Source organism: Nocardioides jensenii JCM 1364 = NBRC 14755 (assembly GCF_001552535.1).
Taxonomy (GTDB): domain Bacteria; phylum Actinomycetota; class Actinomycetes; order Propionibacteriales; family Nocardioidaceae; genus Nocardioides; species Nocardioides jensenii.
The window spans coordinates 1-25,335 of the sequence record NZ_BCRJ01000001.1; the positions used below are offsets into that span (position 1 = coordinate 1).

Genomic DNA, 25,335 nt, shown 5'->3' on the forward strand with positions numbered 1-25,335 from the left:
AGCCCCGCCGGCCGCTGCTGCACCCGCGGGCCCGACCGACGCCCAGGTGGCCGCCCTGCGCGCTGCAGGCGTCGACCCGGCGACGGTCTTCCCCGGCTTCACGGGCTGAGGGCTGGACAGGCCACCCGGACCCGCCGCTAACGGGCCCGGGTGGCCGCTCGAGCAGCTCAGACCCACACACCACCACGACGCACACGACAGCCCCGAGGAGCCACCAGCGCACATGAAGCCCTACTACGAAGACGACCTCGTGACCCTGCACCACGGCGACGCGCTCAACGTCCTCAGCGAGATGCCCGACCAGTCCATCGACTGCTGCGTCACCAGCCCGCCCTACTTCGGGCTGCGTGACTACGGCGTCGAGGGTCAGTATGGGCTCGAAGCGTCCCCTGCCGAGTACGTCGAGACGATGCGCGCACTGTTCGCCGAGGTGCGCCGCGTGCTCCGTGATGACGGGACGCTGTGGCTCAACCTCGGCGACTCGTACTACAGCGGTCGCGGCAACCATGGCGGCACCGACCCGAAGCAGCCTGCGCGCAGGGGATTCACGAAGGTTCGGTCGCTCGACAAGGGCGGCGCCGAGTGGGCCAAGCCGAAATCACTTCTGGGCATCCCGTGGCGAGTCGCGTTCGCGTTGCAGGACTGCGGCTGGGTGCTGCGCAACGACGTGATCTGGGTGAAGTCCAACCCGATGCCCGAGTCCGTTGCAGATCGCCTACAGGGTCGCCATGAGCACGTGTTCATGTTCGCCAAGGGGCGCCACTACTGGTTCGACCTTGACCCGATCCGCGAACCGTCAATCAGCCGCGAGCCGCGACCCATCGGTGGCCGCAACCTGACCCCTCGCCACCAGGTGGCGACCGACAACACGGAATGGAAAGACCATCCAGTTGCGAACCACGACGCAGGCAAGAACCCCGGTGACGTTTGGACGCTGCCCACTCAGCCGTTTGCAGAGGCGCACTTCGCGGTCATGCCGCAAGCGCTGGCTGAGCGGGCGATCCTCGCTGGCTGCAAGCCGGGCGGCACCGTGCTCGACCCATTCAGCGGCTCCGGCACCACGGGACTCGCGGCGACCAAGCACGGGCGGAAGTACGTCGGCATCGACCTGAGCGCCGACTACCTCGACCTGAGCCTACGGACACGGTTCGCACAGCCGGGGCTCGACCTGAGTGGCGGCGGTGTCGCGTGACACTCCTCGACGCTGCGCTCGACGCTCACGCCGCTGGCCTGGCCGTCATTCCAGTGAAAGCTGATGGCAGCAAGGCCCCGGCGGTCAACTGGAAGGCGTTTCAGGGCGAGCGGCCCACCCTCGACCAGCTGACGACCTGGTTCACGCCCCAGCCCGATCCATGGAACGCGGCCGCCCCGGCCAAGGCGGCGTACGACGGCCTCGGCTTCGTCTGCGGCGAGATCTCCGGCCACCTGGAGATGCTCGAGGTGGAGGGGCGAGCCACCGACCTCGTGGCAGCCCTGGCCGGCCTGATGACCGACAACGGCTTCGGCGACCTCTGGAACCGGATATGCACCGGCTACCTCGAACAGTCCCCCTCGGGCGGCATGCACTGGCTCTACCGGGTCGACGGGGAGGCGCGGGGCAACACCAAGCTGGCCCGGCGACCCATGACGCCCGACGAGCTCGCCGCACACAAGGCGCACGAGGTCGAGGCCGCCCAACACATCGACAACTACGGGCAACGCGAAGAGCGGCTGAAACGCATCGAGCAGACCACCGCGACCAGCCTGCCCGTCGTGCTGATCGAGACGAGAGGGGAGGGCGGGTTCACCGTCGCAGCACCCTCGGCTGGCCGATCCCACCCGACCGGCAAGCCGTGGATGCTCCTCGCGGGCACGCCGGCCACCATCCCCACCCTGAGCGTGGATGAGCGTGACGCCCTGCACGCGATCGCCAACATGCTCGACTCCATGCCCGAGGTCGAGTCATATTCCGCCCCAGCGCGACCAGATGGTCAAAATATGACCAGCAATGCAACCCCGGGCGAGCGACCAGGCGACGACTACAACGCCAAGGCCACGTGGGAGGACATCCTCACCCCCCTCGGATGGCAGCGCACCAAGCACTTCGGCGGCACCTGCTACGGCTGGACCCGACCAGGCAAGAACGCCCACGACGGCATCTCAGCCACCACCGGGCGCAACGAGGCCGACAACCTCTTCGTCTTCACCAGCTCCACCGAGTTCGACACCGAGAAGGCCTACAGCAAGTTCAGCGCGATCACGCTGCTGGAGTACGGCGGCGACTACGCCGCGGCCGCCAAGGCGCTGCGAGGTCAGGGGTACGGCAAGCCGCTCGAGGAGGCTCGACCAACCCTGACCCTGGTCGGATCGCCGATCGCCCAGGGTGAAGCAGAGGCCCCCGAATCCGGATCAGAAGGCCCCCCCAGCGAATCAAAACCCCCCACAACCATGTCACCCGGGCCCGGGTCGTACTCCCTGACCGACGACGGCAACGCGCTGCGGCTGATCGACTCCCACGCCACCACCATCCGCTACTGCCCTGAGGCTGGTTCGTGGCTCCGCTGGGGCGGTCAGCGCTGGGTGTGGGACACGGCCGGCCACGTGCACGAGCTCGCCCGCACCATCGCCCGCGGCCTGCCCCAGGAGCACGAGGTGCAGAAGCTGCACCGCAAGAAGTCGCTGTCCAACACCGGCCTCAAGGCCATGGTCAACGTCGCCCGCACCGACACCCGCACCATCGTCTCGCCCGACCAGCTCGACGCCCGACCCTACGAGCTCAACACCCCGGCCGGCGTGGTCGACCTGCGAACGGGCACCCTCGCCCCACCCAGTCCCGAGGCGCTCCACACGCGCATCACCACCGTCGCCCCCGAGTTCGAGGCCGAGGCGCCCCTGTGGGACACGTTCCTGGCCGACACGTTCGCCGGTGACCCGGAGATGACCGTCTACATCCAGCGGCTTCTGGGTCTCACCCTGATCGGCGAGCACCTCGAGCAGATCCTGCCCTTCCAGTGGGGGTCGGGCGCCAATGGCAAGTCCACGCTCATGGACGTCATCCAGGGCATCGTCGGCACCGGGGAGACTGGGTACTCCATCCCAGCGCCCTCCGAGCTGCTCCTGGCCACCACGCAGCACGGCCACCCCACCGAGCTCGCGCGGCTCTCCGGTGCGCGGATGGTGGTCTCCTCCGAGCTCGAGGACGGCGAACGGTTCGCAGAGTCCCGGGTCAAGATGCTCACCGGTGGCGACGTCATCGCAGCCCGCTTCATGGGCAAGGACTTCTTCTCCTTCACGCCCACCCACACGATCTGGCTGCACGCCAACGAGAAGCCCGCCGTGCGTGCCGGAGGACCCGCCCTGTGGCGCCGGCTGCGCCTACTGCCCTTCGTGCACGTCGTGCCGCCGGAGAAGCGCATCGCAGGCCTCGACCGCGAGCTGGTCGCCGCCGAGGGCCCGGCCATCCTCGCCTGGGTGATCCGGGGCGCTGTCGACTACCTGCGTGACGGGCTCGCCGAACCCGACTCCGTGCGGGTCGCCACGAGTGCCTACGAGCTCGACCAGGACACCGTCGCCCGGTTCGTCGAGGAGTGCTGTGCACGTGGTCCACAGGCCGCCCAGGGCATGTCGGTGCGGGTCGCCGAGCTGCGCCAGGCGTACGAGAACTGGTGCCGCACCGAAGGTGAGACGCCGGTGTCGGCGAAGGCCCTGACGTCGGCACTCACGGCACGCTTCGACGTGGTGTCGCAGCGGTCCATGAGCGCCCGGTTCTATGCCGGAGTCCGACTCCTCGACGAGGCCTCAAAGTCCATGACGGATCCGTCATTGAAAGCGCCCGGGGAGCCCGAAACGGGATCTGAAGCGTGGTGGAACCGATGAACCATGACAGATACCTGTCATGCGACAGGGCTCAAAACGTGACAGATTCCGCCCCGATTCACGCGGGAATGACAGGTATGACAGGTTTTTCAGACCTAGGCCGCATGACACATGACAGGTTTTCTCTACTCGGACGCCTTACGTGCGCGGGTAAGAGACCCGACCTGGCAATCGGCCAAACCCGTCATGCAGGTGGTCCGGCATGACCATCCCCACGGCCCTGCAGCCCAGCCTCTTCGACAGCATCCGTGCCACCGTGAAGACCGGCGAGGCCATGCCGGACTGGCTGCGCGAGCAGCTCCAACGCCAGGGCGTCCTGAGCATCACCGGCATCAACCGACGAGCCCAGGCCAGGTCGTGCACATGCGGAGCCCAGATCCTCGCCGGGCTCGACGCGACGATCGCCGCCCTGCAGGTCTTCGTCGACCCGATCCCACTCAGTCCGCTGGGTGAGGCCATGGCCCTGCTCGAGGGCAGGCGAGCCGTGAGCCTCAACCGCGAAGGCGGGACGTGGGTGCTCAACGACCGCTACGACCTACAGATCGAAGGCTGGCCCGCTGGGACCAAGCGAGGTGAGGACGTGTTACGAGAGCACCGATGCGGATCCTCGCCACTGACCCAGCCCTTGATGGCCGACTCCACCCACCACCAAGCCCACGCCCAGCACCTGACCCCCGGCTCGCCGGCACCCTTCTGAGGAGATGAAGTGACCATCTGCACCCAGCAGCTCTGCGACTGCGGCAAGCCGACCGCCGGCGCCACACTGTGCGAGCGATGCACCAAGACCCTGGCGTTCGCCATCGCCAACGTGGCCGGCCACTACGAAGACCTCGGCAACGTCGAGACCAAGACCACTCGCTATGGCACCGGAGCCGCCACCAAGGGCAGCATCGGCAAGTCGCAACCTCTGCCGGTCGACATGCGCTTCGTCAACGGCGCACCTCGCCTTGACGTCTTCGGGGGCGTCGGTGGCCCCGTCACCGCACCCGGTAATCAGCTGCGCTACGACACGTGGAGCACCATCGTGGCGTGGTGCCGCGTCCTCATGGACGAGCAGGCCCAAGTTCTCGGCCCGCTGTGCCCCCGCCCCTGCTTGCACGCCTCCTGCAGCGTGATCCGCGTACGACGCTGGCCGGTCAACACCATCGGCTCGATGTGCCTCTACCTCGACCGCCAGCACCGCTGGATCGAGGGTCGCGACTGGGCCCCAGTCCTGCTCGACGAGCTGCTCGACCTCGAACGCCGCCTCGTCCGCATGGTCAACCGACCACCCGAGCGTTGGTACGCCGGCAAGTGCGACTGTGGCGTGGACATGTACGCCACCCAGGACCGCGGCGACGTCACCTGCTCGGCCTGCTTGGCGACGTACGACGTGACCACCCGTCGAGAGTTCCTGCTCGCCGAGGCCAAGGACTACCTGGTGACCGCGACCGAGGCGGCCGGAGCGTTGCTCGCGTGGACCGACTACGACGGCAGTGAGACCAAGCTGGTCGACCGGATCCGCAAGTGGCGTGACCGCAACAAGCTTCCGGTGGCTGACGTGACCAGCCTGGCGGGCAGGGATCGCCACCTCTATCGACTCGGCGACGTGCAGCAACTGCTTGTCGAACACGCCCAGCAAGATCAACGCGATCGACTGAACTCGTGATGTACGCTGACCTTGTCCGGTTGATTTGTGGCTACTGCATTGCCCAAGTCCCGGACTTCGTCATGTCAGGAGGTCTCGATGACCACCACTGAGCGTGAGATCGTTCGCGTCACTGACGACACGACGAAGGCCGAACTCGAGGAAGCGATCACCAACATCCGGGCCACGCTGGCTCGGATGCCTTCGCACTGGACCGACCGACGTGCTGGCCTCCACGCCAAGATCGACGCACTGCTCGTCGAGTGGCAGGCCAAGGTCTGACCTCGGTCAACCATGGCCACTCGCCTGATCACCACACCCGACGGACGCAGGATCCCTGACCCCCGCTCCACCCAGGCCTGGCGCAAGCTGGCCAAGCGAGTGGCCATCGAAGAGCCGACATGCTGGCTTCGCTTCGAGGGGTGCACGATCCGCAGCACCACGGGTGACCACGTCATTCCGGTCACGGTGCGGCCCGACCTCGCACTGGTCCGGTCCAACGTGCGAGGCGCGTGCCCCGGCTGCAACTACAAGCGGGGCAACCTGCCCGTGGATTCGCTCCGGCTGGGCGGCCAGATGTCAAGGCCTTCAGCGCTTGACATCTTCGACTGACTGTGAGCCGGGCCGCTCAGAAATCCAGCGTCCGGGGATCGGGTCAGTCAGCAAGCTCGCAGTAGCTCTCTCCCCTGAGCCGTTCGTGGCTCGGTGCAACGCTAAGGAGGCGGCCAAATGTCAAGCCTTCTCGGCAACTTTTTTCGGCCGCTGGCCTGGCTCGAGTGGCTGCGCCGATGACCCGCAAGGCCAAGCCGGCCGCCGAGGCACGGCGGTGCGAGGCCCCCGACTGCGACGTCGACTTTGTCCCGCAGCGCTCGACCGCCCGGTACCACTCGACGACCTGCCGCTCTCGGGCCGCCAGGTCGCGCAAGGCCGCCGAGGACAACGCCGCCGAGGAAGCCAAGACCGGGACGGACGCCGAGCACGAGCTGGTGCGGGCCGTACGCCTCGAGCTGGAGAAGTCGAAGGCGACGACGACGATTGCCGGCCAGCTCGCGCTGCAGGTGGCCCGGAGGATCGCGAACCCGGACACGACTGGGATCTCGACGCTGAGCAAGGAGCTCCGGACGCTGGTAGCCGAGGCGTGCGGTCCGGCTCAGGCGAAGGACGCGAGCCCGACTCCGGTTGCGAAGGCTGAGCCGGACGAGGTCGAGAAGGCCCGCCGTCGCCGCGAGGAGAAGGCAGCCAAAGCCGCGGAGCAGTCGTGACCGCGAGCCTGGCCAAGCGCCGGTTGATCGAGCCGGACTACTGGACGTGTCCGCACGGGGTGCGGGTCAGGCCTGAGCCGGCGCTGACCTACGGCCCCGAGGTGGCCGAGCTCTGCGCCAAGGCCGGCTACGCCCCGGACCCGCAGCAGGAGCTCGGGCTGGACCTGGTCTTCGCAATCCGGCCGGATGGCTCGCCGGCTTCGTTCTCGTTCTGCGTCATCTGCGCCCGGCAGAATCTGAAGTCGGGGCTCTTCCAGCAGTGTGTGCTCGGGTGGTTCTTCGTCACCGAGGTGCCTGAGGTCGCCTGGTCAGCGCACGAGCTGCGCACTTCGCTCAACGCCCAGCGGGAGCTGTACGACACGATCGAGAACTCGTTCCTGTCGAAGTACCTGCCGGCCACGAAGAACGCGGGCCTGTACGACCAGAACGGCAAGGAGCGGATCGAGCTCAACACCGGTCAGACGTGCTGGTTCCAGACCAGGACCCGTGACGGTGGCCGAGGCCTGGGCAAGCCGAAGGTCATCATCGACGAGGCGTTCAAGTTCAAGCTGCGCACTGCAGGCGCCCTGCTCCCGATCCTGCTGGCTCAGCACCACCCGCAGCTCCTCCGCGGGTCGAGCGCCCCGCCGCTGGACGAGGATGCCGCAGACCTGCGCGACGTGATCGAGCGTGGCCGCAAGCGCATGTCGCCGGAGATGAGCTACCTCGAGTGGCTGGCCGAGCGCGAGGAGTGCGCCACCGAGGACTGCCTGCACCCGAAGGACGCGCTCTCCCAGGGCATTGACTGTGCGCTGGACCGTGAGCATCTGCTCCTGCAGGCCAACCCGACTGTCGACCGCGATGACCAGGGCAAGCCTCTCGATACGGGCCGGATCACGATCCGCACCCTGCGCAACCTGCGCCAGGAGCTCGCGCCGGATGAGTACATGCGCGAGTGCCTGGGCTGGATGGATGACGCCGGCGACATGGCCGGCCCGCCCGCCATCAACATCCGCACCTGGACCTCGAAGGCGCTGAACGCTCCGGACACTCCGGCTCCGAAGCGGGCCGCACTCGTCATCGACGTGGCCCCGGACCGCTCCCGCTCCTCGATCGGCGTGGCCGGCACGTCGGGCTCTGATGGCCGGGTGCTGCTGCTCTCGCACACCAAGCCCGGATTCGCCTGGGTGGTACCGCAGCTGGTGAAGCTGCGCAACAAGGGCGACCTGGACATCCTCGAGCTTTCGCTCCTCCCGACCGGGCAGGCCGGTGTCTTGCTCCCCGATCTGCTGGCCGCTGGCTTCGAGGTCACCACCAAGGAGCCTGGCGAGCAGCCCGGCCGGCTGCGCAAGCTCACCAGCTCCGACGTGGCCCGCGGGTGTGCCGCCCTGCAGCACGCGGTGCTCGAGCAGCGGATCCTCCACCTGGGCCAGGACGAGATCACCGACGCGGTCGCTGTGGCGCGAACTCGGCAGATGCCCAGCGAGGCGGAGACGTGGGATCGCCGCGAGCAGGCGTTCGAGATCTCCCCGGTGGTCTCCATCGCCACCGCGCTGCACCGGTGGGACCTGGTGACTGCCGTACCTGATGTTCCGCCTCCGTCTCCCCGCCGAGCAAGTGCCGGTACCGGTCGCACGATCGACCGCGTCGGCTTCTGACGAATGACTGAAGGAGGCCTCAGTGGCTGACACCCCGCCGCCGTCTCCGAAGCCCGCCAAACGGGAACGCGGGTACGCCAACGACGCCCCCGGCGGATTCTGGGTGGACCTGTCGAACGAGACCACTCCGGAGCTGGCCTGGCCGCTGTCGGTCGAGGTGTTCGACAAGATGCGCCGGCAGGACTCGCAGGTCTCTTCCGTGCTCACCGCGGTGACGGCCCCGATCACCCGCACGCAGTGGCGCATTGACGGCACCGGCTGCGACCGCGAAGTCACCGAGTCGGTGGCCAGGAGTCTGGGCCTGCCGATCAAGGACGACGACCCCGCCGAGGACAAGGCCGCGCAGCTCCGCGGCCGCGACCGGTTCAGCTGGGACGAGCACCTGCGCCTGGCGCTGCTGATGCTGCCGTTCGGGCACAGCTTCTTCGAACAGGTCTACCGCGAGGACCCGGAGGCCACGGCCCGCCTGGGCCGGGACCAGTACCGGATCCGCAAGCTGGCCCTGCGACCTTCGCGCACCATCTCGGCCATCTCGGTGGCCCGCGACGGCGGCTTGGTCTCCATCCAGCAGTACGGATCTGGGTTGCTGAGCAGCTCGACGACTCCGCCGCTGCCGGTCAACCGGCTGGTGGCCTACGTCCACGAGCGCGAGGGCGCCAACTGGCTGGGCCGCTCGCTGCTCCGTTCGGCGTACAAGAACTGGCTTCTGAAGGACCGGGCGCTGCGCGGTTGGTCGGTCACCATCGACCGCAATGGCACCGGCGTCCCGGTCTACACCGCGGCCCCCGGTGAGGCCGACCTCACCAAGGGCGAGGAGTTCGCGACCTCGTTCCGCAGCGGTGAGAACGCGGGCGGTGCGATCCCGCACGACGCCAAGCTTGAACTGATGGGCGTGATGGGCAAGCTGCCGGACACGGCGGAGTTCGTGCGCTACCAGGACGAGGCGATCGCCCGTTCTGCGCTGGGTCACTTCCTCAGCCTGGGCTCCCAAGGCGGCGGGCAGGTCGGGTCGTACAACTACGGCTCCGTGCTCGCCGACACGTTCAACCTTTCCCTCGACGTGATCGCCGGCTATGTCGCGGAGACGGCCACCGGGCACGTGGTCGAGGACCTGGTGGACATCAACTTCAGCCCGACTGAGCCTGCCCCGCGGCTGGTCTACGACGAGATCGGCACCCGAGTGACCGAGCTGGACCGAGCCCGCGAGGCATCCGGCCTCACCTCCGATGCGGATCTCGTGAAGTTCCTCCGCAACCTTTCGACCGAGGAGACCGAATGAGCAAGCCCACCGACCGGCTGCGCCAGATCCAGGCCAGCAAGTCCCGGATCTGCCGTGCGGTCGGCCTCCGCAGCATCCGCGCCGAAGTTGGAGCAAGCGACGAGGGCACGACGCGTGGCGAGCTGTGGCTGTACGGCGTGGTCGGCGGCTGGTGGTACGGCTTCGACGCCGAGTCCGTCTCCCACGAACTCCGCGGTCTCGACGTCGACGAGATCACCGTCCGCGTGCACTCCCCCGGCGGCAATGCGATCGACGGGATCGCGATCGGCAACCTGCTGCGCAACCACCGCGCTCGGATCACGGTCGTGGTCGACGGCATGGCGGCCTCGGCGGCCTCCGTGCTGGCGCTGGGCGGGGACGAGATCGTGATGTCCCCCGGGTCGCAGTTCATGATCCACGACGCCAGCGTGATGACGTACGGCAACGCCGCGCAGCTGCGCGCCGACGCCGACTGGATCGACAAGCAGTCACAGAACTACGCCGCCGTCTACGCCAGCCGCGCCGGCGGGACCGCCGAACAGTGGCGCGAAGCGATGACTGCCGACAACGGCGAAGGCACCTGGTACACCGCCGAGGAGTCGGTATCGGCCGGCCTGGCCGATCGGATCGGCACTGTCACCGCCGCAGGCTCTCCGCCCGTGGCACCTGTCGACCAGCTCGACGACGAGGACGAGATGGCCGCGCTCGCAGCGTGGGACCTCGACGTCCTCGTTCACCCCGCCGCGCGTGCTGCGTGGCAGACCCCCAAGCCCCCGATCGCATCCGCGTCCGGGAAAACCGAAACCGAAGGAGGTTCTGCCGTGGCTCTCACCACCGAGCAGATCACCATGCGGCAGAAGCTCGGCATCGCCGAGGACGCGGACGAGGCCACCGTTGTGGCGGCCCTGACCGAGGCCCTCGCCGAGCGCGCCGAGCCCACTGCCGAGACCACCGTGCCGGAAGGCCACGTGGTCATCCCCGCGGCCAAGCTGGCCGACCTCGAGGCCGGAGCCAAGCTGGCGACGACCACGGCCAAGGCGCTGCACGACCAGGAGCGCAAGACGTTCCTGGACAGCGTCAAGGGCAAGTACCTCCCGACCAGTCGTGAGGGCTGGGAGGCCGAGTACGACCGCGACTCCGAGGGCGTCAAGGCGCACTTCGAGAAGGCCGCGGTGCTCATCCCCACCAGCGAGATCGGCCACGACGCCCCCGTCGACGAGGCCAAGTCCGAGGACGACGCGATCTACGCCCTCGTCTTCGGCGACGACGAGAAGGAGGCCTGAGATGGCTGACTACCTGCCCCTCTACAAGCCGGGCCAGGCGATCACCTCGCAGGCTTCGGCAGACATCGCCGGCGGCCAGGCCGTCCAGGTCAGCGGTTCCGGCACGGTCGCCCCGGCGACGGCCGCCACGCAGCTGATCGTGGGCGTCGCCGCCTTCGACGCCAAGTCCGGGGAGAAGGTCACCTTCTTCGGCCGCGGCACCGTCCACCGCCTCCTGGCGACAGGCACCGTGACGGCCGCTCAGGTCGTCGAGGCCGCCGCCGCCGGCAGCGTGGCCACCCACACGCAGGGCACCAACGACGTTCGCGTCTTCGGGGTCGCCCTGACCACCGCCACCGACGCTTCCGTCGAGATCATGGAGGTCTGACCATCATGGCCGGATACACCTACCCCGCACCTGCGCCGACCATCGCGACGGACGTTCTCAGCATCCACCGGCTGCTGAAGAACCCCACCCTGGTCGCTCGTCGCATGCGGACGCTGCTTGAGCAGCGGTACGTCTCCGACGCGCTGCTCACCGGACGGTTCAACGCCGTCGGTGGCGCGATCATGTACGAGACGGGCGAGTCGATCTTCTCCGGGGAGAACCCCCGAGCCGTCGCGCCCGGCTCCGAGTACCCGCTGGTCAGCCTCTCGGCTGGCACCGCGTCGGTTGCGAAGACCACCAAGTGGGGCCAGGACACCGAGATCACGGACGAGGCGATCGCTCGCCTCAACCGGAACCCGGTCGACCGCGGCCTCACGAAGCTGGCCAACCAGAACGTGAAGTACGTCGACTCGATCACGATGTCGGCCATCACGTCGGCCGTCACCAACTCGGCCAACCTGGGGGCCGCGATCGCCTCGGCCACGGCTGAGCAGATCCTCACGGCGTTCCTGACGGCCCGCGCGAACATGCGCGCCCTGAACGAGGGCTACGAGGCGGACACCGTCGTCATGGACGACCTGTCCCACGCAATCGTGATGGCGAAGTTCATCGCGGCCGGGTACCTCCCCCGCGAGGACCGGACCAACGCCCTGATGACGGGGAACTTCCCGGAGTTCGAGGGCCTCACCTGGCTGGCGACGCCCAACGGCATTGCGGGCACGGCGCTGATCGCGGACACCGACCAGCTCGGTGGCATGGCCGACGAGGACCTCGGCGGTCCGGGCTACGCCAAGGTCGAGGGGGTCGGCGTCGAGGTCAAGTCCAACCGCCTCGAGGACACGGACGGTTACCGGGTGCGCGCACGTCGCGTCACGGTGCCGGTCATCCTCGAGCCGAACGCCGCCCGCAAGATCGTTCTGACGGCCTGAGAGGGGCAGACATGAGCTACAAGGTGACTGCTGCTCTCGTCATCGTCCCCAACCAGGACGGCGCCAGTGGCGACGGGTACTTCTACCAGGACGCCGTCATCGCTGACGGCTTCAACGACAAGCGCTGCAAGGCGCTTGTCGAGGCCGGCATGGTCGAGAAGGTCAAGGCTGAGAAGCCCGCCAAGGATGAAGGCAAGGCCCTCACCAAGGCCTCCTCGAAAGCCGACTGGGTCGCCTTCGCGACCGACGACGCCCGCGGCGACGACAAGCTCTCCGCGGAGGACGCCGAGGCCATGACCCGGGACGAGCTCGCGGAGAAGTTCACCCCTTCCGGGGACTGATCCACCCGACGCTCAGGCGGGGCACCCCTTCCAGCCCCGCCTGAGCGTCACCCCAACTTCACAGAGGAGGCGTCATGGCCGTCGACTACACCACCCCGGCTGGCCAGGTGCGCCTGCTCATCAACGACGACCAGGTGACCGAGGTCTTCTCGGACCAGGCAATCGATGCCTTCCTCGCCATGGAGGGCGCCAACGTCAAGCTGGCCGCGGCGCAGGCGCTGGACATCATCGCCGACGACGAGGCCCTGACTTCCAAGGTCATCACCTCCCAGGGCCTCTCCACCGACGGGGCGGCGGTCGCAGAGTCCCTGCGCGAGCGGGCCCGGGCCCTGCGGCAGTCCGTGAAGGACGACGTCGCGGGCAGTGCCGCGCTGGCGCCTCGCGGGTGCTTCCCGCCAGCCCCGGACGATCGGCCCTGGCGCTGATGCTCCGCCACCACGGCGGTTCAGGCCGGCGCACCGTCATCCCGACCGACTGGTCAGCCCACCACCGCCCCATCGTCACCGACACCCACGGAGCGACAGTCTCCCTGCGGCGCCCAGGCGGCGTACGTGGCGCGTTCGACGAAGCAACAGGCAAGTGGGCCACCGTCGCCAACGAGCCCTACTACGAGGGGTACGCCCGGATCCAGGTACTGCCGGCCAACGCCCAGGAGAAGACCGCGGCCGAGCAGGAGATCTCCACCCTCGGCTACGCCATCATGCTCGACCACGCCGTGACCGGCATGCAGCTCGACGACTTGGTCGCCGTGGCAGCCGTCGACGACAACGGCGACCCGTGGCTGCTCACCCGCGAGCTCACCATCACCTCGATCGAGGGCGGTTCCCTGCACTGGGAACGCCGCCTGCTCTGCACGGACAACCTTGAGACACCGGCGGAGGTCACCCCGTGAGCTTCGACATCGACTTCGGCGAGGTCACCGCACTGCACGCTGACCTCGCGGCCGCGCCCGCCAAGGTGGAAGCCGGCGCCCGTCAGGACGTGCAGGCCACTGTGAGCGCCACCGAGCGCGACGCCAAGGCATTCGCCCCGGTCCTCACCGGAGAACTCAAGGGCAGCATCCACGGCCACGCCGACGGCCTCGACGGCGAAGTCACTGCGTCGACCAGGTACGCCGGGTACGTCGAAGAAGGCACTTCAGACACCGCCCCCCAGCCGTTCATGGGCCCCGCGCTCGACGTCAACGCCGACGGCCTGGAGCGCCGCCTGGGCGACACCGGCGAGGACATCCTCTGATGGCCTCAGTCCGCGTGATGCACCACGCCGTGTGGGCCCTGCTGGATGCGCTCACGGGTGTGAACACCTACGACGGCGAGATCGTCGATGGGAACGGCAACTCGACCTCTCCGCCGGCCGACCCGGGCAACCACCGCGTCTACGCCTACGCGGTCCTCTACTACTCGCCGGGCCGCCGTCACGCCAACGCGCTCAACGGCTTGCAGGCCTCGACCGACGGAGCCTTCCAGGTCACCTGTGCCGCTGGAGACCCGACCTCCGCCATGTGGTGTGTCGACCAGGTCCTCGAGGCGCTGGCCGGTGCTGCTGTCGAGATCGACGGCGTCGTACGCCGGATCCGGATTCGTGAGGACGACGTGGTCAGTCTCCGCCGCGACGACAACGTCACGCCGGCGCGGTTCTACGCGCCCCTTCATTTCCGCCTGCTCGCCCCCTGACGAGCAACTGCTCCACTCACCCGATCGCCAAGGAGGCGTCATGTCCAAGTCCAACCACGTCCTGATGATCAGCCCGGACGACAAGCCGTGGAAGTGCCCCGTCGGCTACGTCAAGCACGCCCAGGCCAAGGGCTTCCGTCTCGCCGACGAGGAGTCGGCCGAGGAGCACACCGACGACGACGGCACGTCGGTGGTCGGGTTCGACGGCTTCAACGGCGACGACTTCACCAGCTAGCACCGGCGACTGACGCCGACAACCACCCACCCGTAACACCAGTCCGAGGAGGACACCCCGATGACCGACATCATCGTTGACGGCAAGACCCGAGTCTTCGCCGTCCCCGCAGCCGCACTCGACATCAGCGCACTCACGGTCGCCAACATCGGCACCGGCGAGGCCGGACACGACGAGCTGATCCCGACCGGCCTCGAAGGCTTCGAGGCGTCCACGGCAGAGGTCGACAACACCGCCCTCTCGTCCACGTTCGACACCCGCCTCCCGGGTCGGCAGTCATTCTCCGGCACAGGCCTGGTGGGCAAGAAGCAGGACACCCCCAGCGCATTCTTCACCTTGGTCTCGGTCAAGGACACCGACCTGATCATCGTGATCATGGACGGCGAGGACGCCGACACCGCCCCCATCGTCGGCGACGCGTACGAGGCCTACCCGGTCCGCACGGGTGACTGGAACCACGTCGGCCGCGGCGAGGCGAACAGCCTGTTGCGCTACCGCGTCCCGGTCTCGATCAGTGGTGCCCGCGTCCGCGGCGTTCTCACCTGATCCACCCCCGTTCGACACCTGGCCGCACGGCGCGGCTCAGGTGACCCTCTAGCGCCAAGGAGGCGCCGTGTTCTACGTCTACCGGACAATGACCACCGACAAGCTCGAGCACCACCTGAACCGGATTGTCGAATCCGGCGACGAGGTGTTCTCCATCCACTACCAGGGTGGCCGTGACTGGATCATCATCTGCCGCAAGGCGGGTGAGCAGTGATGGACGGCACCGAGAAGACTCCCCGTCAGATCACCCGAGCCGCCTACCTCGACATGATCAAGGCCGCAGGCTTCGACGTCGACGACACCTTCTCACTGCGGTTCGCGACTGACGGCATCTACGCCGAGGTGGTCGCCCGCGACCCGGAGACCGGGGAACGAATGGTGGACGCCACCGCCTCGACGTCTGAGCAGGCTGCGCTCGCGAGGCACACGGTCTACGTGAAGGTCACAGACTGATGGGCGTCCTGGACAAGTTCGACCAGTCGACCAAGTTCTCGGCAACCGTCGAGCTGATCCTCGACAAGGCCGTGGACGCCGAGTGGCGCAAGCTGGCGGCCGAGCTCGACGATGCCGCAGTCAGAGACCACGGATCCTTGGCGATGCCTGCCACCACCAAGATCATCCAGCAGATGGACGCCCTCCGCGACCAGGTCGAGGCCTCCAAGGTGACGTTCGCGTTCGACCAGCTGGACCCGTTCGACTACATCGAGTTGCAGGCTGCACACCCACCCAAGCCGGGCGTGATGGCCGACCAGCTGCAGGGGTGGGATTCGAAGCTGTTCCCCCGGGCCCTGATCATGGAGACCTGCGTCTCGGTCACCGACGCCGACGGCGACACGGAGACCGAGATCCCCAAGGCGAAGTGGGATGCACTGTTCCCGACCCTGAACCTTGCGCAGTTGGACAAGCTGCTCGGGGCCGCCAAGGGCGTGAACCTCAACGAGACCTCGGTCCCTCCCTCAGCTCGCTCATTGCACGGGAGCCAGGACTCCGGAGCGAGCTTGGCACAGCCCAGTCCTGGCAAGGCCCGTCCCCGAAAAGGTTCCGCGGGTGGGAGCCGACCTACGTCACCGAAGTCGAGCGGGACGAAGAAGGCCGAGTCGCCCGACTCGTGACCACGATGGCCGAGCCGGAGTTCGACGAACAGAACCGTTCTCTGATGCTGGCCTTCGACTCGGTCAAGCTGTGCGCCGTCTGCGGCAACCCGGCCATTCTCTGCCAGGACCCCGAGCTGCAGGACAAGTGGAAGGCCGCCCCGCCTGTGCGCTGCCACCGAAACACGGCGCTGCTCGTGGCCCAGTCGAAGGTCACCGAAGAGACCAACCCGCAGATGCACGCCCTGATCTGGCGTGCCGTGCTCGACGAAGAGAGGGCGTGACCCCATGGCTGATCGGTCGGTCACAGTCTCCCTGCGGGCCCGCGTTGCCCAGTTCAACCGCGACATGGCCACCTCGGCAGCCGCGGTCGGCATCCTGGAGTCCCGGCTGCGCTCAGCCGACCGCGAGGGTGGCTCGTCGATCGACAGGCTCTCGGGCCGCATGGCCATCGCCGCGCGCGCCGCCGGTGCGCTCGGCCCCGGTTTCATCCCCATCATGACTGCTGCGGTCCCCCTGGTGGCCGGCCTGTCGACCCAGCTCGGGTTTGCGGCCGCCGCCGGTGGGACCGCCATTCTTGCGTTCAAGGGCATCGGCGGGGCGTTGGACGCCCTCAACACCTACCAGCTCGACAAGACTCCCGAGAACCTCGAGAAGGTCCGGGAGTCCCTTCGCGGGCTGGGTCCGGACGCCGTGAAGTTCGTGCACTTCCTCGACACCATCGGCCCCAAGCTCGCCACGTTGCGTACGACCGCCCAGGCCGGCGCCCTGCCAGGCTTCCAGAAGGGTCTGGACTCCCTGATGGACCGCCTGCCCGAGGTGCGTAACTTCGTCTCCCAGATGGCCGAGGGCCTCGGCGAGCTCGCTGCCGACACTGGCGCGGATCTCGCGTCGAAGAAGTGGGACGACTTCTTCACCTTCCTGGCCACCGAGGGCAAGCCCAAGCTGCTCGACTTCGGTCACACGCTGGGCAACCTGGCCACCGCGGGCGCCAACACGATCATGGCGCTCGACCCAGCCTCGGATGACTTCTCAGCCGGCCTGTTGAAGTGGTCGCAGAACCTTGCTGAAGCCACCGCGAACCTTGACAGCAACGAGAAGTTCCAAGAGTTCCTCGAGTACATGCACGACACCGGTCCGCAGGCAGTGGAGACGCTCGGGGCGCTCGCCAACGGGCTCCTGCAGATCGGTGAGGCCGCAGCCCCGCTGGGCGGCCCCGTGCTCGAGGGCGTGGAGGCGTTCGCCGACCTGGTGGCCACGATCGCAGACTCCCCGCTCGGCACGCCGATCATGGGCATGGTTGCAGCCGTATCCGCGCTGAACCTCGTGCTCGGCGCCACCAAGAAGATCTCCTCAGCCTCGCTGTCCTCCGGCGGGATCTTCGCCGGCGGGCTCATGTCGGGGTCCCCGGGCACGATGCGCTCGCAGCTCGGGATGATCCAGCAGATTCCCGGGGCGTACAAGAAGGTTGCGGCCGCCGAACGTGAGCTGGCAGCCGCGCAGGCGAATCGCGCCAAGGTTGCCGTGCGAGCCCGCGAGGCGGCGCTCATCATGGGCGCCCGACCCGGCGACCAGCTCGCCGCAGTGCGCATGCGGGTCCAGTCCGAGGCGACGCTCAAGGCTGTGCAGGCGCAAGCCGCGGCCGAGTCCAAGCTCGCCCTTGCCCGCCAGCGCGTCTCGGGCACGATGCGTGAGTCCGCCGCCGGGTTCGCCAAGGGCACCGCGGCCGCGGCTGGCTTCGCCCTGGCCATGTCCCCACTCCCGGAGAAGATGGGCCTGGCCAACACGGCCACGATGGGCATGATCGGCAGCCTGACCGGTCCGTACGGAACCGTCCTGGGTGCTGCCGCCGGCTTCACGATGGATCTGGCCGGCGCCAACGACGACCTCGAGGACTCGCTCAAGCGGGCTCAGAGGGCGGTGGAGGGCACCGACTACTCGGCGATGACCACAGGCCTCGCAGACGCGAAGAAGGAGTTCGACGACTGGAAGTCGGGGCTCAACACGCCCGACTCGGATGACGGGTTCTTCACGGCGTTCGGCAAGGGCTTCGGGGGGACGTTCACCGATCCGGCTGGCACGTTCGCCGGGATCAGGGCCGGGCTCAATGGCGAGGTCGATAAGCGCTCGGACGAGCTCCGCGAACTGCAGGACCAGGCGAACGACTTCGCCATCACCAGCAGCGACATCGCCAAGTCGATGGGCATGGCGGACATGTTCGGTGGCAAGGACACCGGGTTCATGGTCAGTCTGGAGGACCGCATCGCGGCGATGAAGGTCGCCCTGCCGGTGATGGACAAGCTGGGCATCTCGATCGAGGACCTGCAGAACGCGAACGGGGCAAAGAAGTCCGGGCTGCTGGCGCAGATCAACAACGAGATCAAGCGCATGGACTCAGACACCGGCCGGATCGGCAACGTCTCTGACGCGATCCTCGGCCTCAACGACCCGCTGCAGACAGTGGCCGAGTCGGCCGACGCTCTCAACGAGGCTCTGCACGCGCTCTTGGATCCGGCCGAGGCTCTGTCGGTGACCCAGGACACGTGGAACGAGAGCCTCCAGCACCTCAACGACAACCTCGCCGAGAATGGCCGGTCACTCAAGGGGCAGACGGACAGCGCTCGAACAAACCGCAGTGCAATCCGTGGGCTCAAGAACGACCTGGTCGAGTACCTGGTAGCCCAGCGTGGCGAGGGCGCCAGCTCAGACAAGCTGGCCAAGAACCTCAAGCTGGGCACCGAGCAGATCATCGCGCAGGGCAAGGCCGCCGGGCTCTCGGTTCCCCAGATCAGGGCCTACCTGAAGGAACTCGACCTCACTCCGAAGCTGATCGAGACGATCATCAGGAACGTCGGCCTGATGAAGGCCGAGCGCGAGATCGCCAACCTGAAGAAGAAGCTGCACGAGTTCGGCCTCACCAAGGCCGAGGCGACCGCGGCAGTCAAGGACATCGCGTCGGGCAAGGTCAACACCATCCAGGGCTTGATCGACAAGTACGGGCTGACCAGGGCCCAGGCGATCGCCATCCTCAGGGACGCCGCGTCCGCCGGCATCCGGGGCGTCATCGGCCTGATGGAGGACCTCGACAAGAAGGACGCCAATCCAACGGTCAGCCTCGGCGGTGCGATGGGTGTTTTCGGTGCGATCGGCGGCATCAGTGCGGCCCTGGCCAACCTCGACGGCGACTCCGCCACGGTCTACACCCGCCACGTCAACACGGGGGCGGCTGGCCTGTTCGCCGCAGACGGGGCCACCGTCCCGCGGCTGGCCAACGGCGGCTCTCCGGGCTTCACGGTCCCCGGCCAACGGCAGCCGTACGGCGACTCCGTGCTAACGCTGCTGGCGCCGACCGAGGAGGTCATCAGCAACCGTCACGGTCAGGCCGACCGGCACCGGCCGCTGCTGAAGGCAATCAACGCCAACCGGCTCGCCGACGGCGGCACTGCCGGCCGCTACGACCGCGGCTCTGTCATGAGCGAGCACTCGTCGAGGCGCGCCCCGGCCATGGCGATGTCGGTCACCGGTGTCCTGGACACCCCGTGGGGTCCGGCCACCATCGAGGGCATCGCCCGCGACGTGGCCCGCGAAGAGATCGACGCCGAGGCCGAGTTCGACCGGAAGGTACGCCGTCATGGGTAGTGGAATCGTTCGCGCCGGCAACGACACGTTCGCGAGGGCCTCCGTACCCTCGAAGCGGTTCGGGTCCACCAACTGGCTCCGCGTCGAAGCCTCCGAGGCGATCGCCTACGTCTACCTCCGCTCCCCCGCACCCAAGGGCGCCACGATCACGGCTGCCACCCTGCGCGGCACCACCCGTGGCACCTGGGCCGGGTCACGCACCCTGACCCTGCGGCCCCTGGCGGAGAAGTTCTCCTCAGCCACCACGTGGACCAACCGCCCCGACGCACGATCCACCGGCGCCGCGGTCACAGTCGTCGGCGCCGTCGCCCAGGGCACCACCGTGGAGTTCAACGTCCTCTCCTCGGTGCAGTCCATCGCCAACGGGGCCAAGCACTACGGCTGGAACCTTGCCTCGTCCTCGGCGACGGCGGTGAACTTCTTCTCCTTCGACTCCGGGTACGACTCCTGGGAGCTCGAGGTGGAGTGGGCCGACGAACCCGACAAGCCGACGTCGCAGACGCCGTCCTCGGCTGCTGTGTCGCTGTCGAAGCCGACCTTGCTGTTCGACTACACCGACGTGTCCGGGTCCACCGAGCTCGCGTCTGTGCAGGTGCAGATCGACCCACTCGGCGCCGGTGGCGGCACGCCGGACTTCGACTCCGGCGAGGTCGTCACCACCGAGCCCGAGCTCGACCTGAGCACGACGGCGTACGCCGGGCTGGCCGCCGGGTCCTCGACCCAGTGGCGAGTCCGGGTCAAGGACGGCTCCGGCCTCTGGTCGGCCTGGTCGGACTGGGCCACTTTCAACCGGGTCGACAAGCCCACGATCACCATCAACAGCCCTTCGGCCGGAGTCCTGTGGGACTCGACCCCGGAGATCCTGGCCACCGTCTCAACGGCCATGGAGGCGTACCGGATCCGCATCACCCACGGAGCCGACCGCACCAAGGTGCTCTACGACTCCGGCAAGCAGCCCGAGACGGGCACCTCGATCGTGTGGAGCATCCCGCTCAGGAACGACGCCGGCCGGGTCATCCTCCCCGACGACTCCACCCGGTGGCTCAACGTGCAGGTCTGGGACACCGTCGACCGCGAAGCGACCCCCGGCGACCCGACGTGGACGCAGACGTGGACACAGTTCACCGTCGACGACGACCTGGCCACCACACCTGTCGCCACCCTGGCCGTCACCCAGGTCGGGGACACCCCCGCCGTGCAGGTCGTGTGGACCCGGGCAGCGGCCGCCGACTCGTGGGAGCTCCTGAAGGACGGCAAGGTCGTGGAGACGTTCGAGAACGAGGACCTCGTAATCGCCGGCACCTCCTTCACGGCCACTTTCCCCGACACCGAGTCGTGGGTGCCGCACACCTACAACGTGAAGGCCGTCGTGAACGGCAAGCGGTCCACCAAGGGCCCGACCCGCACCTTCACCACTCAGGTCGAGGGCGTCTGGCTGCGTCGCACCAACGGCGACATGGTCCAGCTGCGCGGCACCGGTATCGACGAGTGGGTGCAGATGGACCGCCGGATCACCTACAAGCCGGTGAACCGTGCCATCGACGTCGACATCATCACCCAGCTCGAGGGGATCACCGGGCCCTTCAAGGGCACGATCTCCGAGTCGCCCACCCAGGACCTCGACGCGGCACTGGCGATCCTGGCCACGATCAAGGACAACCCGTCCGACGCGGTGAACTTGATCGCCGCGGACCTCCGCATCGTCGTACGACTGCGCCACCTCACCGTGCTGCCGTCGTCGTCGTTCATGGAGGGCTCGCGTCAGCACCGGGTCGAGTTCGAGTTCTTCCAGGTCGGCGACATCGGATACGGGGTCGACTGATGCAACGCATGGGCTTGAACGCGGCCGACTTCCGGGCCTACCTCCGAGCGCTGGAGAACACCCACGAGCGGCGCATCATCCTGCGAATTCTCGACCGTTCCGGGAAGCACCTGCGTGAGATCTCCCCGATGGTGCTCGACGGGCAGGTCACCGTCGACACGTCACAGAAGCCGGCGCGCTCGTGCACGATGACGATCCTCGACCCCACCCGTTCGATCGGCTTCGAGGCCGACGGGCTGGCCGACCTGCCGTTGCACCAGCAGCGGATGATCCGCGTCGGCTACTGCATCCGGGTGCCTGCCCTGGACCAGTGGGTCAACTGCTGGATCTTCACCGGCCCCCTGGACGACCTCAAGCGCACCGGCGCGCTGGTCGAGCTCGTGGCGTACGGCAAGGAGTCGATGGGCCTGGGCACGGCGTGGACGCCGCGACAGTTCGCGAAGGGCAAGAAGAAGACCGACATCATCCGGTCCCTGCTGTGGGCGTCCGGGGAGACCATGCTCTCGGTGCCCGACCTGGCCACGAAGCTGCCGGCCCGGTTCACGGTGAAGAAGCTGGACACGTGGTGGGACAAGGCCCGTCAGGTGGCCTCGTCGATGGACCGGCAGCTCTACTACGACGGGTACGGGCGCGCGGTGATGCGTCACCGGCCCGGGAAGCCTGTCTACACGTTCGACGGGGCGCTGCTCACTGACCCGGCGATCGGTCGTCCCGGTGGCGACTTCGAGAACATCTGGACCGTCATCGGGCGGAAGCCGAAGGGTGCCAAGCACCGGGTGGCGTTCACGTTGACGCTCCCGAAGGGGCACGACCTTTCACCGTGGTCGCTGGCTCGGGGCGGGAAGCCGTTCTACCGGGGTCGGGTGGAGGAGAACGACCAGATCCGCTCGAAGGCCGAGGCGAAGGCGAAGGCGGTCCGGCTCCGTAACGACGGGGCCAGGTTGCAGACCGAGTTCGGGTTCGACGCGATGCCGATCCCGTGTCTCGAGGAGGGCGACCTGGTGCGGGTCCGTACCCGTGAAGGGGCGTGGGCGGTGCGCCTGACGCAGTTCTCCATCCCCCTGGGGGTCGACGGGGCTGCGGTGATGTCCGTGGGCCAGGTGCGTCGTACGACGGCTCCGGTGACGCGCCGGAAGACGACCCGCAAGCGCGGGGACGGGTTCAACCGAGTGAAGACGTCGACGAAGTCGGGATCGGGGTGGTCTCGTGGCTGAGCACGGGCGTGTGATCAATGTCAACGACGACGCGATGGGCGACGTGTACGCCCTCGACCACGCCGCCGGGGTCACCGAGCTGCAGCTCACCGACGTCGCTGACTTCGACGAGGACGGCGGCTGGTGCCTGATCGCCGACGTCCCCACGGCGTACGCCAGCGTGGACGACGAGGCCGACACGATGACCCTGGTCGACCCACTGGTCGGCGACGTGGTCGAAGGCGACTTCATTGCGATCTGGGATGCCGAGTCGGGCGCCCCGGTGGTGGAACGGGTTGCTCAGGTCGTGTTCGACGAGCAGGTCGAGGGCGACCCGATGACGGTGGCGGTAGACCACCACCTGGTGCCGCTGCTTCCGCTGGGGCCGCGGGGTGATGTCGGGGAGTCGGTGATCATCGACGACACGACCGATGACCTGCGCATCGTGGACGTCATCGGAAAGAGCCCGTCCCTCGACCTGACGGGTGCGATCCCTTCCACGATCCCCACCCCGATCCCCGCCGAGCCCCCTGAGTCGTCCCCCGCCCTCGAGGTGGCAGGTACGCCGCGCAGCCTGGTCGTGCAGGCCACCCAGGTGGAGTTCGGCACCGTCATCGACTACCACCTGGGCACGACGTCGGGGTTCGTCCCGGACTCCACGACGCTGGTCCGGTCGACAGCCATGACGATCATCGAGATCGTGACCCTGCCCGACGGGACCACGCCACTGGATCCAGCCACCAGCTACTACTTGGTGGCGGTGGCGCACAACGCCGCCGGGGCGGCCCCGGTCGGGGTCGAGGTCGAGGGTCGTTTGAAGTTGAGCGACTCCGACACCATCGCCGAGTTGACGGTCTCCAAGCTGGTCGGCGGAACCCTGTCGGGTGCCACGATCTTGGCGGGACTGCTGGCGATAGGTCTGATCACGATCGACCCGGACAACGGCATCGTGGTGCCGGGTGGGATCACGATCCCCGCGAACGGTGACCCGATCCAACTGATCGCGCACGCCGTGTTGAAGTCCCTCACTGTCGAGGGCAACGCGTCGTTCTTCGGTCTCTCGCAGCTCTTCGGGGTGCTCCGGGCCTCGAACGGCGTCACGAACCCGACCGTGGCCCCCACGCCGGGGTCGATGTGGCCGAGCCTGGCCACCGACATCTCTGAGGTCGTCGACCTCGGCGCAGCCCTCGGCGGCCTCGTCGAGCGCATCGACCACACCGACCAGTGGGTGGGTGCGTTCAGTTTCTTCGGTGGTGGTGGCGCCAGGGCTGTCGACAAGGCCACCGGGGAGGGGATCGGGTTCTTCTTCCCGAACATGCCCTACAACTTCTACCCGGCCGGGCTCACCCGGGTCGGGTCGTCGTACTACGTGCTCGGGGAGGACCACCAGCGTCAGGGCGACTACTACGTTTTCAGGTTCGACACCGACATGGTCAAGACCGGGGAATGGCTCGCGTTCCCCTCAGACCAGGTGTGGCGGCCAGCGATCGGCACCGACGGCACCCAGATCATCATCGCCCGGTACCTGACCAACGGCCGCCTGGTCGTCGAGGAGTACTCCACCACCGGTGTCAGTGCCCGCGTCAACCTGTGTCTGCCGGTCGGGTCGACGCCCACGCACATGGGTGGCGTGTTCATGGGCACCGCCGACTTCGGCGCCGACCGGCTGATCGTCGCGACCCGGTCGAACCAGATTCTTGCGTTCGACCCGTCGACGTGGGTGAACTCCACGACCACCCTGACCCGGGTCACCGCCCACGAGTGGGCGCGTGCCGGTTCCACGCAAGTTGCCGGCTTCCACTGGGACGGCACCAGGTTCCGCCACCTCGACACCGGCGGCCGCATCTGGGACTACTCGAAACGGGTCACCACCCAGACTGTGGGTGTCGCTCACACCTGGTACGACGGGGACTCCGGGGGTACCGGGACGCATGAGACCGAGGACTCCCCGGCCGCCCCATGGTCGTGGAAGGCTAGGACCTGGCTCACTGTCACCACCCCGACACCCCCCGACGCGGGGAACCTGGATCCGGGGGCCGCTGACAAGGCTGACCGGGTCAAGGTGTACGTCGGCACCGGTGGCACCGTCCGGTTGCAGCAGACCCTTGCAGCCGGGGTTGTGTCGATTACCCCGTTGGATGTCCTCGACACGGGGTCAGCGGTCCCCCCGGCGTCGAATGGGTTCATCTCCGCAGGGTCGGCGCCGGGGCAGCTCGAGTCCACCGCCGTCGACTCGAACGGTGACCCGCTGTGGAAGTTCACCGGCTCCGGAGAAGCGGTCACCCCGTGGCGGCCCCGCGTCGTTGACGCCACCATGTCCGGAACCTCCGTCGCCGCTGGGACGACCGAGACGGCCACCATCGGCTACGGCTTCACCCTCGACGCCAACCCTGACGCAATCGTCGGGAACATCGCCGGGTTCGTCACCGGCGCCGGCGCCATGGTCGTACGTCAGATCGACACCTACACCACCACCAACTGCCGGGTCGTCTTGCTGAACACCGGCACCACCGCGGCCACATTCACTGACCTCCCCATCAAGCTCGTCGTCCACCCATGACCGCCACCTCGGGAGGA

The 25,335-nt window shown here is 67.9% G+C and carries 27 protein-coding genes; all 27 read left to right on the plus strand.

Annotated elements, in window-relative coordinates; genetic code table 11:
- The first annotated feature begins 223 nt into the window (after nt 1-223).
- The 27 genes from NJ4_RS00005 to NJ4_RS00130 all read left to right on the plus strand — a co-directional run bounded on the left by NJ4_RS00005 (nt 224) and on the right by NJ4_RS00130 (nt 25,318).
- Nucleotides 224-1,192 carry a DNA-methyltransferase gene (locus NJ4_RS00005; protein ID WP_067428308.1) on the plus strand — a complete coding sequence of 323 codons (969 nt, stop codon included), beginning with the start codon at nt 224-226 and terminating at the stop codon, nt 1,190-1,192.
- On the plus strand, nt 1,189-3,855 hold the full coding sequence (locus tag NJ4_RS00010; protein ID WP_067428311.1) for a phage/plasmid primase, P4 family: 2,667 nt from the start codon (nt 1,189-1,191) through the stop codon (nt 3,853-3,855). The genes NJ4_RS00005 and NJ4_RS00010 overlap by 4 nt, the downstream gene beginning before the upstream one ends.
- 202 nt (nt 3,856-4,057) lie before the next feature.
- Complete coding sequence (locus NJ4_RS00015; RefSeq protein ID WP_067428314.1) at nt 4,058-4,552, plus strand: hypothetical protein; 495 nt, start codon at nt 4,058-4,060, stop codon at nt 4,550-4,552.
- A 9-nt stretch (nt 4,553-4,561) separates the two neighbouring features.
- Nucleotides 4,562-5,503, plus strand: a complete 942-nt coding sequence (locus tag NJ4_RS00020; RefSeq protein WP_067428317.1) for a hypothetical protein — start codon at nt 4,562-4,564, stop codon at nt 5,501-5,503.
- Nucleotides 5,504-5,581: 78 nt separating this feature from the next.
- Nucleotides 5,582-5,764 (plus strand): hypothetical protein, encoded by a 183-nt coding sequence (locus tag NJ4_RS00025; RefSeq protein ID WP_067428320.1) that lies wholly within the window; start codon nt 5,582-5,584, stop codon nt 5,762-5,764.
- A gap of 12 nt (nt 5,765-5,776) precedes the next feature.
- Complete coding sequence (locus NJ4_RS00030; protein WP_067428322.1) at nt 5,777-6,094, plus strand: HNH endonuclease; 318 nt, start codon at nt 5,777-5,779, stop codon at nt 6,092-6,094.
- 164 nt (nt 6,095-6,258) lie between these two features.
- Nucleotides 6,259-6,744: a hypothetical protein gene (locus NJ4_RS00035; protein ID WP_157550489.1), complete on the plus strand. Its 486-nt coding sequence runs from the start codon at nt 6,259-6,261 to the stop codon at nt 6,742-6,744.
- Entirely contained in the window at nt 6,741-8,381 is a 1,641-nt protein-coding gene (locus tag NJ4_RS00040; protein ID WP_067428327.1) for a hypothetical protein, read from the plus strand. Before NJ4_RS00035 ends, NJ4_RS00040 begins: the two co-directional genes overlap by 4 nt.
- A gap of 22 nt (nt 8,382-8,403) precedes the next feature.
- Nucleotides 8,404-9,660, plus strand: a complete 1,257-nt coding sequence (locus NJ4_RS00045) for a phage portal protein family protein (protein ID WP_067428331.1) — start codon at nt 8,404-8,406, stop codon at nt 9,658-9,660.
- Complete coding sequence (locus tag NJ4_RS00050) at nt 9,657-10,922, plus strand: head maturation protease, ClpP-related (RefSeq protein ID WP_067428334.1); 1,266 nt, start codon at nt 9,657-9,659, stop codon at nt 10,920-10,922. The genes NJ4_RS00045 and NJ4_RS00050 overlap by 4 nt, the downstream gene beginning before the upstream one ends.
- A gap of 1 nt (nt 10,923) precedes the next feature.
- Complete coding sequence (locus NJ4_RS00055) at nt 10,924-11,289, plus strand: capsid cement protein (RefSeq protein WP_067428337.1); 366 nt, start codon at nt 10,924-10,926, stop codon at nt 11,287-11,289.
- A gap of 5 nt (nt 11,290-11,294) precedes the next feature.
- Nucleotides 11,295-12,218: a phage major capsid protein gene (locus NJ4_RS00060; protein ID WP_067428340.1), complete on the plus strand. Its 924-nt coding sequence runs from the start codon at nt 11,295-11,297 to the stop codon at nt 12,216-12,218.
- An 11-nt stretch (nt 12,219-12,229) separates the two neighbouring features.
- Entirely contained in the window at nt 12,230-12,559 is a 330-nt protein-coding gene (locus NJ4_RS00065) for a hypothetical protein (RefSeq protein ID WP_067428343.1), read from the plus strand.
- A 74-nt stretch (nt 12,560-12,633) separates the two neighbouring features.
- On the plus strand, nt 12,634-12,984 hold the full coding sequence (locus NJ4_RS00070) for a hypothetical protein (protein WP_067428346.1): 351 nt from the start codon (nt 12,634-12,636) through the stop codon (nt 12,982-12,984).
- Nucleotides 12,984-13,451: a DUF6093 family protein gene (locus NJ4_RS00075; RefSeq protein WP_067428349.1), complete on the plus strand. Its 468-nt coding sequence runs from the start codon at nt 12,984-12,986 to the stop codon at nt 13,449-13,451. Before NJ4_RS00070 ends, NJ4_RS00075 begins: the two co-directional genes overlap by 1 nt.
- On the plus strand, nt 13,448-13,795 hold the full coding sequence (locus NJ4_RS00080; protein WP_067428352.1) for an HK97-gp10 family putative phage morphogenesis protein: 348 nt from the start codon (nt 13,448-13,450) through the stop codon (nt 13,793-13,795). The genes NJ4_RS00075 and NJ4_RS00080 overlap by 4 nt, the downstream gene beginning before the upstream one ends.
- The gene (locus tag NJ4_RS00085) at nt 13,795-14,232 is read left to right on the plus strand and encodes a hypothetical protein (RefSeq protein ID WP_067428355.1); all 438 of its coding nucleotides are present in this window, start codon (nt 13,795-13,797) and stop codon (nt 14,230-14,232) included. The genes NJ4_RS00080 and NJ4_RS00085 overlap by 1 nt, the downstream gene beginning before the upstream one ends.
- 40 nt (nt 14,233-14,272) lie before the next feature.
- Nucleotides 14,273-14,467, plus strand: coding sequence for a hypothetical protein (locus NJ4_RS00090; RefSeq protein WP_067428357.1), 195 nt, complete (start codon nt 14,273-14,275; stop codon nt 14,465-14,467).
- Nucleotides 14,468-14,527: 60 nt separating this feature from the next.
- Nucleotides 14,528-15,013 carry a phage tail tube protein gene (locus tag NJ4_RS00095; RefSeq protein WP_067428360.1) on the plus strand — a complete coding sequence of 162 codons (486 nt, stop codon included), beginning with the start codon at nt 14,528-14,530 and terminating at the stop codon, nt 15,011-15,013.
- 67 nt (nt 15,014-15,080) lie between these two features.
- A complete protein-coding gene (locus NJ4_RS25390; RefSeq protein ID WP_157550491.1) occupies nt 15,081-15,227 on the plus strand; it encodes a hypothetical protein in 147 nt (48 codons plus the stop codon).
- Nucleotides 15,227-15,466, plus strand: coding sequence for a hypothetical protein (locus NJ4_RS00100; RefSeq protein ID WP_067428363.1), 240 nt, complete (start codon nt 15,227-15,229; stop codon nt 15,464-15,466). The genes NJ4_RS25390 and NJ4_RS00100 overlap by 1 nt, the downstream gene beginning before the upstream one ends.
- Entirely contained in the window at nt 15,466-16,125 is a 660-nt protein-coding gene (locus NJ4_RS00105; RefSeq protein WP_067428366.1) for a hypothetical protein, read from the plus strand. The genes NJ4_RS00100 and NJ4_RS00105 overlap by 1 nt, the downstream gene beginning before the upstream one ends.
- Nucleotides 16,122-16,388: a hypothetical protein gene (locus NJ4_RS00110; RefSeq protein ID WP_067428372.1), complete on the plus strand. Its 267-nt coding sequence runs from the start codon at nt 16,122-16,124 to the stop codon at nt 16,386-16,388. Before NJ4_RS00105 ends, NJ4_RS00110 begins: the two co-directional genes overlap by 4 nt.
- A gap of 4 nt (nt 16,389-16,392) precedes the next feature.
- Entirely contained in the window at nt 16,393-19,743 is a 3,351-nt protein-coding gene (locus tag NJ4_RS00115) for a hypothetical protein (RefSeq protein ID WP_067428375.1), read from the plus strand.
- Nucleotides 19,736-21,565: a DNRLRE domain-containing protein gene (locus tag NJ4_RS00120; protein ID WP_067428377.1), complete on the plus strand. Its 1,830-nt coding sequence runs from the start codon at nt 19,736-19,738 to the stop codon at nt 21,563-21,565. The genes NJ4_RS00115 and NJ4_RS00120 overlap by 8 nt, the downstream gene beginning before the upstream one ends.
- Nucleotides 21,565-22,779: a hypothetical protein gene (locus NJ4_RS00125; protein WP_067428380.1), complete on the plus strand. Its 1,215-nt coding sequence runs from the start codon at nt 21,565-21,567 to the stop codon at nt 22,777-22,779. Before NJ4_RS00120 ends, NJ4_RS00125 begins: the two co-directional genes overlap by 1 nt.
- Entirely contained in the window at nt 22,772-25,318 is a 2,547-nt protein-coding gene (locus NJ4_RS00130) for a hypothetical protein (protein WP_067428384.1), read from the plus strand. The genes NJ4_RS00125 and NJ4_RS00130 overlap by 8 nt, the downstream gene beginning before the upstream one ends.
- The last annotated feature ends 17 nt before the right edge of the window (nt 25,319-25,335 follow it).

Coding starts and splice junctions, on each gene's coding strand:
- NJ4_RS00005 (WP_067428308.1), top strand. CDS start 224: ATGAAGCCCTACTACGAAGACGACCTCGTGACCCTGCACCACGGCGAC.
- NJ4_RS00015 (WP_067428314.1), top strand. CDS start 4,058: ATGACCATCCCCACGGCCCTGCAGCCCAGCCTCTTCGACAGCATCCGT.
- NJ4_RS00025 (WP_067428320.1), top strand. CDS start 5,582: ATGACCACCACTGAGCGTGAGATCGTTCGCGTCACTGACGACACGACG.
- NJ4_RS00030 (WP_067428322.1), top strand. CDS start 5,777: ATGGCCACTCGCCTGATCACCACACCCGACGGACGCAGGATCCCTGAC.
- NJ4_RS00050 (WP_067428334.1), top strand. CDS start 9,657: ATGAGCAAGCCCACCGACCGGCTGCGCCAGATCCAGGCCAGCAAGTCC.
- NJ4_RS00055 (WP_067428337.1), top strand. CDS start 10,924: ATGGCTGACTACCTGCCCCTCTACAAGCCGGGCCAGGCGATCACCTCG.
- NJ4_RS00060 (WP_067428340.1), top strand. CDS start 11,295: ATGGCCGGATACACCTACCCCGCACCTGCGCCGACCATCGCGACGGAC.
- NJ4_RS00065 (WP_067428343.1), top strand. CDS start 12,230: ATGAGCTACAAGGTGACTGCTGCTCTCGTCATCGTCCCCAACCAGGAC.
- NJ4_RS00070 (WP_067428346.1), top strand. CDS start 12,634: ATGGCCGTCGACTACACCACCCCGGCTGGCCAGGTGCGCCTGCTCATC.
- NJ4_RS00075 (WP_067428349.1), top strand. CDS start 12,984: ATGCTCCGCCACCACGGCGGTTCAGGCCGGCGCACCGTCATCCCGACC.
- NJ4_RS00085 (WP_067428355.1), top strand. CDS start 13,795: ATGGCCTCAGTCCGCGTGATGCACCACGCCGTGTGGGCCCTGCTGGAT.
- NJ4_RS00090 (WP_067428357.1), top strand. CDS start 14,273: ATGTCCAAGTCCAACCACGTCCTGATGATCAGCCCGGACGACAAGCCG.
- NJ4_RS00095 (WP_067428360.1), top strand. CDS start 14,528: ATGACCGACATCATCGTTGACGGCAAGACCCGAGTCTTCGCCGTCCCC.
- NJ4_RS00100 (WP_067428363.1), top strand. CDS start 15,227: ATGGACGGCACCGAGAAGACTCCCCGTCAGATCACCCGAGCCGCCTAC.
- NJ4_RS00105 (WP_067428366.1), top strand. CDS start 15,466: ATGGGCGTCCTGGACAAGTTCGACCAGTCGACCAAGTTCTCGGCAACC.
- NJ4_RS00115 (WP_067428375.1), top strand. CDS start 16,393: ATGGCTGATCGGTCGGTCACAGTCTCCCTGCGGGCCCGCGTTGCCCAG.
- NJ4_RS00120 (WP_067428377.1), top strand. CDS start 19,736: ATGGGTAGTGGAATCGTTCGCGCCGGCAACGACACGTTCGCGAGGGCC.
- NJ4_RS00125 (WP_067428380.1), top strand. CDS start 21,565: ATGCAACGCATGGGCTTGAACGCGGCCGACTTCCGGGCCTACCTCCGA.